The 9,090-nt window shown below is 57.0% G+C and carries 2 protein-coding genes, 1 tRNA gene, 2 rRNA genes and 2 pseudogenes (1 of these 7 running past the window's edge); 1 reads left to right on the forward strand and 6 read right to left on the reverse strand.

Going from position 1 to position 9,090, the window contains the following annotated elements; translation table 11 throughout:
* Positions 1 to 8: 8 nt before the first annotated feature.
* The 3 genes and pseudogenes from ACW4PC_RS10040 to ACW4PC_RS10050 all read right to left on the reverse strand — a co-directional run bounded on the left by ACW4PC_RS10040 (position 9) and on the right by ACW4PC_RS10050 (position 2,528).
* Positions 9 to 572 (reverse strand): hypothetical protein, encoded by a 564-nt coding sequence (locus tag ACW4PC_RS10040; RefSeq protein ID WP_244914917.1) that lies wholly within the window; start codon positions 570 to 572, stop codon positions 9 to 11.
* Positions 573 to 749: 177 nt separating this feature from the next.
* A pseudogene (locus ACW4PC_RS10045) lies at positions 750 to 1,471 on the reverse strand (L,D-transpeptidase).
* Between the two features lie 117 nt (positions 1,472 to 1,588).
* Positions 1,589 to 2,528: pseudogene (locus ACW4PC_RS10050) on the reverse strand (LysR family transcriptional regulator).
* 997 nt (positions 2,529 to 3,525) lie between these two features.
* On the opposite strand from ACW4PC_RS10050, the gene ACW4PC_RS10055 reads away from it, so the two are divergent.
* The gene (locus tag ACW4PC_RS10055) at positions 3,526 to 5,577 is read left to right on the forward strand and encodes a prolyl oligopeptidase family serine peptidase (RefSeq protein WP_455873713.1); all 2,052 of its coding nucleotides are present in this window, start codon (positions 3,526 to 3,528) and stop codon (positions 5,575 to 5,577) included.
* A 171-nt stretch (positions 5,578 to 5,748) separates the two neighbouring features.
* On the opposite strand, the gene ACW4PC_RS10060 is transcribed toward ACW4PC_RS10055, so the two are convergent.
* The 3 genes from ACW4PC_RS10060 to ACW4PC_RS10070 all read right to left on the reverse strand — a co-directional run.
* Positions 5,749 to 5,825, reverse strand: a tRNA-Met gene (locus tag ACW4PC_RS10060).
* Between the two features lie 113 nt (positions 5,826 to 5,938).
* Positions 5,939 to 6,053: ribosomal RNA gene (gene rrf, locus ACW4PC_RS10065) — 5S ribosomal RNA — on the reverse strand.
* A 106-nt stretch (positions 6,054 to 6,159) separates the two neighbouring features.
* A 23S ribosomal RNA gene (locus ACW4PC_RS10070) occupies positions 6,160 to 9,090 on the reverse strand (it continues 42 nt past the right edge of the window).

Raw genomic sequence — 9,090 nt, forward strand, 5'->3', positions numbered from 1 at the left:
CACTGCGCCTAATCTGATGGCGTGGTGAGAAGCAACAGGTAGCTTTTCGCTCTTTCGGTAAACTCGCGGTCGATGTCGGAGAGGCCCTCAAGCCTTGCATGGCGGGCGTCGATTACCGCTTCGAGGCGATCTGTGATTTCCGGATCCGACGCACGGGCGTGATCGACCAGAGCGCGAACAACAGTTTTCAATACGAAATTCTGTGCGGAGAGTGCCAGCTGTTGTCGTTCACTCTTGTCTCTTTCGATATCCTCCTGCCGGTCTTTCTTCCCCCCTAGTGCTGCCGAATTGCCGCGCTCTTTCTCCCAGTGACGGGCAACGGAGCGGCCCATATAGAGGATCTTCCATGCCGTTTCTGGATCTCCGCCGGTGTTGGTTCTCAAGTCGGCCCCGCACAGGCGCAGGAACAGGTGGCGGAGGACGGCGTCCGCGAAGTAGTCTTGTGGTGATCTGCCGACACCGAGCGACTGAAGTTCATGCCCTGCGGTCTGGGCGGCGCGCTCAATGGCTTCATCGACAGCGGCGGTCAGGGTCTTATCTGCCTCCTGGAATAGGCGGGGCTCTTTCTGCATGCTATCCTCTAATGCCAGCTAGGCTCCTGGGCAGTGGCTCACTTGCGAAGAACCTCCTCCCACTCACGATGACGACGGGAGTAATTGCGGTCCCTTCTCATCAGGCGTCCTCGACCGCTTGCCGTATAAGGCGTTCACAGACCTTCCGGTTCCGCCAAGTAAATCTTATCTCGGAAACTATACCGCCCTGATAAAGGGTTCCTGATGCACGACAATCGGTGCATGATAGGGGACTCGGCCATAAAGGTCGACGATGTCGTGGTTGATCAATCTGACGCATCCGGAAGAGACGCTCTTGCCGATAGACTGCCACTCGGGACTACCGTGCAACCGATATAGAGTGTCTTGCCGGTTCTGGAAGATGTAGAGCGCCCGTGCCCGAGCAAGTCATGATCCCGGGATCCATGCCACCGTTTGCAACGGAATATATTTCCAGCTCCGGCTGACGAGCGATCATCTCTGCAGGAGGTTTCCATCGTGGCCATGGCTGGCGCCAGTGGATGATACCCCTCGCCCTCCCAGGCGAAGCCATCTCGGCCTATGCCGACGCCGTAGCGCATGGCCGTACCGCCCTCTTCAACAAGATACAAGAAGCGGTTGGGCGTATCGACGACCACCGTGCCAGCCTTTTCTCCCGTCGGGTCAGCAACACGCTGGCGATAATACTTCGGGTCCATATTCTGGTAGGGGATGGCAGGTATGAAATGCCCTCCGTCCTCGAATGCCGCATAACGAGCTTGAAGCTCAGGATCTGATGAAATTGGCGACGGTGATTGAACCTGCTTTGAGAGCGTCATCTGCTCCGGCGTTCGGTTGTTCGTCGCGCAGCCGGCAAGAGCAGCGGCAGCGGGGCCAAGAAGAAAGGTGCGGCGGGATAAATGATGGGTCACTAGCTGCATAGATTGTACTCACTGGTCTCTAACCGTTGCCAGAACGGGAACATGTCTGGACCAGAAGAACGATTTCGAGCAAGTAATGTCTATCGTTTATGGAGTGATTGCGCCCATAACTGATTGTTATATGACGCATCCTAAATCATCCGCACTTTGGCTTATTCCTTCAATTTCTTTCAGACGCGGCATGACGAAGTCGGTAAAGGCGCGCACCACGGGACGCATGAACTTGTTCGACGGGTAAGCAAGGAACGCCTCGGTCGGCTTCACTGCGTAGGCGGGAAGCACGCGCACAAGCCTGCCTTCGGCGATCAGGTCTGTTACGAGACGCCAGTTGCACCTGTCCGATCCCCCGACCCGCCAGGAGCGTGTTGAGAAGAACGTGAGCGTCATTCGTCCGGAAGACAGGTTTGACCGGAATCTCGATTGTCGGAGATGCAGATCGCATGAGCGGCAACATATTCTTGCCCGACAGGACGACGAAGGTCGAAATTATGCTGAGACTTGACAACTGCTCCGGAGACCTCACCCTCGCCGACGCGTTCGAGATAGCTCGAGGAGGCGGCAACGAGAATACGTTGCATCCAGCCGAAGCGCCGGGCAATGACCTCCTGAGCCTCTATCCGGCCATAGCGTAGGGTGAGATCAAAATTCTCATAGATGAGATCGACGGTACGATCGTCCAAGACAAGATCGACGGCAATTTTTGGATACAGGTCCTGAAATCCAGAAGGATGCCGTGAAGGTGCTTTGAACCGATACAGGATGGCGCGTGAATGCGGAGGTTGCCTTCGATGTCGCCTACGTTCAAGCGGATACCCTCAAGGGCAGCATCGATGGATGCGATCGCGCCGCGGCTTGCCTCGTAAAGTTCCATACCGTGTGCGGTCGGGCGGATATTCTGCGGCGATCGCTCGAGAAGCCGTGCATTCAGATGTCGCTCAAGATTGAGAAGATGTTTTGTAACAGCGGGCTGCGAGATACCGAGATCTCGCGCCGCGCCGGTCATGGAGCCCTTCTCTACTGTTCTGATGAATGCCTTCAGGGCTGCGTTCAAATCCACTTATAACTCCTGGCTATCACATCGGTGATGCTATAACTAAAATGCGAATGTGGCCATGCCGCGACTGATCGTGAGTTCAGAAGCCCGTATTTCGAGGTTTAAGGTCGGGGCCTTTTGGGGGTGAGCTGATTCTCTGCCTCGAACTCAGTCGTGACGACCACTGCAACGTTCCCGAACGTTGTCCGAGGGATGTATGACTAACGCGCCGCGCGCTGATTTTTCTCGGTTGTGTGCTTAGCGCCGGAAAGGCGCTTCCAAGCGGGGATCGGACTGCTCCCAGAGCATTTTCCAAACTCAGACAATGTTGCCGCAATCTTCTCCTGCTCTGTGGGGTTTTGGCTGGTCATGGCGGCCGCGGGGCGCCGCTGTGTCTCGCTCGCGTCGCCAACAAACCACCAGCGCTCATTCTCGAAAGGAGATCAACAGAATGCTGCAACGCCCTTCCATTGACAATCGTCGGCCCGCGGTAACCATCCTCTCCATCGCCCTTCTTGGCCTCGCTTTATCAGCGTGTGTGTCGGCGGAAGAACGGCAGTACAGGGACGCGAATACCTGCCAGAGCTTTGGGGCACCCTACGGGTCTCGCGCTTATACGAACTGCATGCTGGAACAACAGGCGCGGCGCGACAACGCGCGACGGGAGTCGCTCGAGCGGACCCGATTGACGCAAGAGATTGCGAGAGACGCTCAGGTTATGGCCGATCGCGCGCGTTGGGACCGCTGCCGGCGGGATCCTGATCGGCGGGAGTGCAGGCGATAGTCGGCCGCTGATATTTCTGTACGCCGGCTCCACGTCGCCGCGGCAGACGCTGCGGCGCCCGACAACAAGGGGTTCCTCATGAGATTGCTTATCCCGCACTTTTTATGGCGCAGGTCCTCACCCAAGCGCGAGGCACGGCGTTCGTTGCGAACGGGGCTGGCCGCCCTGTCGGCGACAGCATTGGCCATTGCTCTCCTGCCGCAAATTAGCGGGGCTTCCGAAAACAAGGGAAACACGATGACCTATCCGCCCACCGAGCGCACCGACACGGTCGACACGCATTTCGGCACAACGGTTGCCGACCCCTATCGCTGGCTGGAAAGCGACATCCGTCGCGATGGGAAGGTTGAAGCCTGGATTACCAAGCAGAAAAATTTGACCGAAGACTACCTCGCCACGCTTCCAGGTCGCGACCTGTTCAAGCTGCGCCTCCAGGCGCTTTTCGACCACGAACGCCTCCCGATGCCACCTGAAAAGCGCGGCGATCGTTATTTCTTCGTCCGAAGTGCCGGTTTGGAGGCGCAACCCGTCCTGTATGTCCGCGAGAACGGAACGGATCGCGTTGTAGTCGACCCCAACAGTTGGTCTGAGGACGGAGCAACCGCGCTCGCCGAATGGGCGGTTTCGCATAACGGCCGCTATCTCGCCTACGCCATCCAGGAAGGCGGCGCCGATTGGCGGATCATACGCGTGATGGATATCGACACCGGCAGGATCCTCGATGACGAGATCCGCTGGGCGCGCTTCACGAAGATCGGGTGGGCGCAGGATGATTTCGGCTTCTTTTACTCCCGCAATGCCGAGCCAGAAGAAGGTGCCGCCTTCGAAGCGCAGGTGCTCGAGCATACCGTCAACTTCCATCGACTTGAGACGCCGCAGTCACAGGACCGTCTTATCCACGCTTCCGACACTGATCAGCCGCTCATCCACATGGCGTTGACGACGGCGGACGGCCGCTATGTCGTGATCTATTCATCGCGGCTTGGAGGCGGCAACGGCATTACCGTCATTGATCTGGCGGAGGGATGGACGCCCGAAACGCTGGTCTCCTCGCTCGATCATGCATGGACCTTGATAGGAAACGTCGGCGCGCGGTTGTTCTTCACCACGCAGGAAGGCGCCGAACGCGGCAAGGTCGTCGCCATCGACTTCGATGCGAAAAAGCCGGCTTTCCAAGACATTGTCCCGCATCGGGACGATGCCGTCATTCTCGGAAGCAATATCGTCGGCGATCGGCTCGTGGTTTCCTACATGGTGGATGCAAAGACGCAGGTCGAGCGCTTCAAGCTGGACGGCACGCGCGATGGTGTTGTTGAACTTCCCAGCACCGGCACGGCTGGCGCCTTCAGGGGGCGGCCTGGCGACAATGAGTCATTCTACGTCTTCAGCAGTCAGGATACGCCAACTACGATCTATCGTTACGACGTGGCGACCAACACGAGCACTGTCTGGACGAAGCCCCGGATTGCGAGCGATCTCGATCAACTCGTCGTGGAGCAGCATTTCTTTGCCTCGAAGGATGGTACACGCATTCCGATGTTCGTCATGAGGCGTAAGGACGTGACAGGCCCGGCGCCGACCATGCTGTACAGCTATGGCGGCTTCGGAATTCCGCTCATCCCATATTTCTCTGCGGAAGCGCTAGCGTGGGTGGAGCAAGGCGGCGTCTACGCCATGCCCAATATCCGCGGCGGTGGCGAATATGGCCGGGCGTGGCACGAAGCCGGGCGGCTAGCGAACAAGCAGAACAGCTTTGACGACTTCATCGCCGCTGCGGAATTCCTGACGCGCGAGGGCATTACGCCGCCCGACGGGCTGGCGATCCACGGCGGATCGAACGGTGGCCTTCTGGTTGGAGCGGTGGTGAACCAGCGTCCGGATCTCTTTGCCGCGGCCTTGCCCGATGTCGCCGTGCTGGACATGCTGCGCTTCCCCCTGTTCACGGGCGGACCGTTCTGGACTCAGGAATACGGTGACCCGGCGGTGCAAGCCGACTTCAAGAACCTTCTATCCTATTCACCGCTCCACAACGTCCAGGACGGCACGGACTATCCTGCCATCCTGACCACGACCGGCGACACGGACGATCGAGTAGTGCCGGCGCACTCGTTCAAATATGTGGCCGCGCTCCAGGCAGCCGCCCTTGGAAATCGGCCTCGGCTCCTACGCGTCGAAACGAAAGCGGGACACGGAGCGGGCAAGCCGACGGACAAAATCATCGCGCAGACGGCGGACATGTGGGCCTTCGCGGCACACTGGTCAGGCCTGCGCCTCCAAACCGGAAGGTAACCGACGGCGGCGGCCGTCCCGCCTTCGTCGGCAGCGAGTTCGTGGCTCGCTTGGTGTGCGCTTGTTGCTGATGGCGACAAGCGCGCACGTCCATTTCGGGGATTTAGCGTCTGATCGCAGTGCTCTGGCGTGGTGGAGCGCAGTTTTGGGCTATTGTGGGATACTGTAGCGTGGTTGCGGGGGCAGGATTTGAACCTGCGGCCTTCAGGTTATGAGCCTGACGAGCTACCGGGCTGCTCCACCCCGCGTTATGGTTTTTATGAGCGGAAAGGACCGCTTTTGTTTGCGGCCGGTTTGATTTCGGCTTATGGCCGTTTTATTGTGATTGAGAAGATTGTGATTGCGTTGTTGCGTTTCGCAGACCTGGCGGCGACCTACTCTCCCGCGTCTTGAGACGAAGTACCATAGGCGCTGGGGCGTTTCACGGCCGTGTTCGGAAAGGGAACGGGTGCAGCCACCCCGCCATAACCACCAGGTCAGCGAAGCGCAACGATTTGAGAAGCTGGTGAAGTTTTCACTTCGTTTTGAACACGTCTTGACCTGTCAGGGTCAGGCTCATTTTGATGAGCATTGTCAATGAGAACGATCAAGCCGATCGAGCTATTAGTACCGGTAAGCTTCATGCATTGCTGCACTTCCACACCCGGCCTATCAACGTGGTCGTCTTCCACGGCTCTGATAGGGAACACTCGTTTTCAGGTGGGTTTCCCGCTTAGATGCCTTCAGCGGTTATCCCTTCCATATGTAGCTACCCTGCTATGCCCTTGGCAGGACAACAGGTCCACCAGAGATATGTCCATCCCGGTCCTCTCGTACTAGGGACAGATCCTGTCAATATTCCTACACCCACGGCAGATAGGGACCGAACTGTCTCACGACGTTCTGAACCCAGCTCACGTACCGCTTTAATTGGCGAACAGCCAAACCCTTGGGACCTGCTCCAGCCCCAGGATGCGATGAGCCGACATCGAGGTGCCAAACAACCCCGTCGATATGGACTCTTGGGGGTCATCAGCCTGTTATCCCCGGCGTACCTTTTATCCGTTGAGCGATGGCCCTTCCACGCGGGACCACCGGATCACTATGACCGACTTTCGTCTCTGCTCGACTTGTCAGTCTCGCAGTCAGGCGGGCTTATGCCATTGCACTCGACGACCGATTTCCGACCGGTCTGAGCCCACCATCGCGCGCCTCCGTTACTCTTTCGGAGGCGACCGCCCCAGTCAAACTACCCACCATACACTGTCCCGGATCCGGATAACGGACCGCGGTTAGACATCCATGACGATAAGGGTGGTATTTCAAGGATGGCTCCACGGAAACTGGCGTCCCCGCTTCAAAGCCTACCACCTATCCTACACATGCCGACACGAATGCCAGTGTAAAGCTATAGTAAAGGTGCACGGGGTCTTTCCGTCTGACCGCAGGAACCCCGCATCTTCACGGGGAATTCAATTTCACTGAAGTCTATGTTGGAGACAGCGGGGAAGTCGTTACGCCATTCGTGCAGGTCGGAACTTACCCGACAAGGAATTTCGCTACCTTAGGACCGTTATAGTTACGGCCGCCGTTTACTGGGGCTTCAGTTCAAAGCTTGCACCTCTCCCTTTAACCTTCCAGCACCGGGCAGGCGTCAGACCCTATACGTCGTATTGCTACTTCGCAGAGCCCTGTGTTTTTGATAAACAGTCGCTACCCCCTGGTCTGTGCCACCCCATCCTGGTTGCCCAAAATGGGGTCACGCTTCTTCCGAAGTTACGCGTGCAATTTGCCGAGTTCCTTCAACATAGTTCTCTCAAGCGCCTTGGTATACTCTACCTGACCACCTGTGTCGGTTTCGGGTACGGTCTATACGGTGGAGCTGTTTCCTGGAACCGCGTCCCTGCAAGATCAATCCAATAAGACCTTACAAGTTGAGCAATCCGTCACTACCACCAGGCCCACGAATATTAACGTGGTTCCCATCGACTACGCGTGTCCGCCTCGTCTTAGGGGCCGGCTAACCCTGCTCAGATTAACTTTAAGCAGGAACCCTTGGTCTTTCGGCGAGAGGGTCTCTCACCCTCTTTATCGTTACTCATGTCAACATTCGCACTTCCGATACCTCCAGGATGTCTCACGACTGTCCCTTCACAGGCTTACGGAACGCTCCGCTACCACGTGTATTGCTACACATCCTCAGCTTCGGTGCATGGCTTCAGCCCCGTTACATTTTCGGCGCAAAGACCCTTATTTAGACCAGTGAGCTGTTACGCTTTCTTTAAATGATGGCTGCTTCTAAGCCAACATCCTGGTTGTTTTGGGATCCTCACATCCTTTCCCACTTAGCCATGACTTGGGGACCTTAGCTGGAGGTCAGGGTTGTTGCCCTTTTCACGACGGACGTTAGCACCCGCCGTGTGTCTGCCGAGTAGTACTCCCCGGTATTCGGAGTTTGGTTAGGATCAGTAAGACGGTGAGTCCCCATAGCCCATCCAGTGCTCTACCCCCGGGGGTATTCGCTCGACGCTCTACCTAAATAGATTTCGCGGAGAACCAGCTATTTCCGAGTTTGATTGGCCTTTCACCCCTAGCCACAAGTCATCCCAATCTATTGCAACAGATGCGGGTTCGGTCCTCCAGTTGGTGTTACCCAACCTTCAACCTGCTCATGGCTAGATCACTCGGTTTCGGGTCTAATGCAACAAACTAAATCGCCCTATTCAGACTCGCTTTCGCTACGCCTACACCTACCGGCTTAAGCTTGCTTGTTACACTAAGTCGTTGACCCATTATACAAAAGGTACGCCGTCACCCTTTCAGGCTCCGACTGTTTGTAGGCATCCGGTTTCAGGTTCTATTTCACTCCCCTTGTCGGGGTGCTTTTCACCTTTCCCTCACGGTACTTGTTCGCTATCGGTCATGCACGAGTACTTAGGCTTGGAGAGTGGTCTCCCCATGTTCAGACAGGATTTCTCGTGTCCCGCCCTACTCTAGGACAATGAGTGTTCTACGCGTACGGGGCTGTCACCCGCTACGGCCCAACTTTCCAGATGGTTCCGCTTTATTCCTCATTGCCACTGGCCTGGTCCGCGTTCGCTCGCCACTACTTGCGGAGTCTCGGTTGATGTCCTTTCCTGCAGGTACTTAGATGTTTCAGTTCCCTGCGTTCGCTTCTTACCCCTATGTATTCGAAGGTAAGATACCTTATTAACGATACTTGGAAACCACTGTTGGGTCCTCACTCACGCTTGTTCCGCACGGTCCGTGCGGCGCTGCGTGACGGCGCGCCGGACGACCGGCGACGCGCTACCGCGCTGTACTGCTGCCAAACCCGAACATCGAGCAAGGCACCCATACAGGCCGATAGGCCGTCGGCGATCGTTCGCCGTAACGTCGGACCGAACGTCCGACAACCAAACATGATTTCCCAAGTATCTTAAGGTGGGTTGCCCCATTCGGAGATCCATGGATCAAAGCTCATTCGCAGCTCCCCACGGCTTATCGCAGCGTATCACGTCCTTCATCGCCTGT

It is taken from the genome of Rhizobium yanglingense (assembly GCF_977109285.1).